General features: G+C 74.0%; 2 protein-coding genes. One reads left to right on the top strand and one right to left on the bottom strand.

Annotated features, from left to right (window positions below):
• Window positions 1-58: 58 nt before the first annotated feature.
• Complete coding sequence (locus tag OUA97_RS22715; RefSeq protein WP_267234365.1) at window positions 59-625, bottom strand: GNAT family N-acetyltransferase; 567 nt, start codon at window positions 623-625, stop codon at window positions 59-61.
• A 78-nt stretch (window positions 626-703) separates the two neighbouring features.
• Here OUA97_RS22715 and OUA97_RS22710 point away from each other — a divergent pair, with 78 nt between their 5' ends.
• On the top strand, window positions 704-1,021 hold the full coding sequence (locus OUA97_RS22710; protein ID WP_267234364.1) for a hypothetical protein: 318 nt from the start codon (window positions 704-706) through the stop codon (window positions 1,019-1,021).
• Window positions 1,022-1,058 lie beyond the last annotated feature (37 nt).

The following is a 1,058-nucleotide window of genomic DNA, read 5'->3' as shown; positions in this document are numbered from 1 at the left end:
GCGGGTGGGCCCGGCGGGGGGCCCGCCCGCCGGCCCCCCCGCCCCACCCGCCCCGTCGCTAAGCCCCCCCCCCGGCGGGGGGGGGGGGGGGGGCGGCCCCCCCCCCCCACTGCTGTCGGCTCTGACCCCACACATCGACGCTCTCGCTGATCGGCGGCGGCAGCAGCGCGTGGCGCAGGATCGAGGAGCCGAGCTTGCGCGCCACGCCCTGCGAACTGGTGTTGCCCGGGTCGATGCAGTGGATGACCTCGGTCCAGCCGAGATGCTCGAACGCCCAGTCGATGGCGGCGATCGCGCCCTCGGGCGCATAGCCCTTGCCCCAGAACTCGCGGGCGATGCCCCAGCCGACCTCGGTGCCCGGCCAGCCTTCGGGCTGCCAGGGGCCGAGCCGCCCGGCCCAGCGGCCGCTCTCCTTGTCGATCACCGAGAACATCCCGAAGCCGCGCACCACCCAGGAGCCGGCCATGGTGCACATCATGCGCCAGGCGGTTTCCCGCGGTTGCGGCCCGCCGAGGAACCGCGAGGCCTCCTCGTCGGCGGAAAAGGCGGCCCACGGCTCGAAGTCCTCCCCCGAGGTGGGACGCAGGATCAGGCGGGCGGTTTCGAGGGTGGGTCCGAGGCTCATGGCCGCGACCATTCACCGGTTCGACGCCCCGCGCCAGCGGTTCAGCCCGCGTTCAGCACCTGCGCCTAGGATCGCCGCATGAGCCTGGATGGCGAACCGCCCCTGACCCTGGAGCCGCGCGACCCGCGGCCGACGCGCCCGCGCGTCGGGCGAAAGGCGCTGCTGGGCGGGGTGGCGATCGCTTGCGTGCTCGGCCTCGGCCTGGGGCTGGCGGCCCGCCCGCAGCTGATCACCGACCAGGCCCGCCCGCCAATGCAGCCGGCGGCGGCGAACGCGCCGGAGGGCCAGCTAGACGTCGTCATGGCCGAGCCGGCCCCGGCGCCCCCGCCGCCGCCCGGGCCGCCGCTGGTGGTGTCTCTTATAAAAAAATACCAGCCCACCAGACTAGCCTCATGATCTGGGTTTGGGGGGTGTGGTTTTTAAAATGTGGGGG

Source organism: Phenylobacterium sp. 58.2.17, assembly GCF_026411515.1.
Lineage (GTDB): Bacteria > Pseudomonadota > Alphaproteobacteria > Caulobacterales > Caulobacteraceae > Phenylobacterium.
Note: the sequence above shows the minus strand (reverse complement) of the source record. Positions and strands in the feature narration are given on the sequence as shown.

Bases quoted from the DNA above. Each gene is read 5' to 3' on its own strand.
- OUA97_RS22710 (WP_267234364.1), top strand. From the start codon at position 704: ATGAGCCTGGATGGCGAACCGCCCCTGACCCTGGAGCCGCGCGACCCG.
- OUA97_RS22715 (WP_267234365.1), bottom strand. From the start codon at position 625: ATGAGCCTCGGACCCACCCTCGAAACCGCCCGCCTGATCCTGCGTCCC.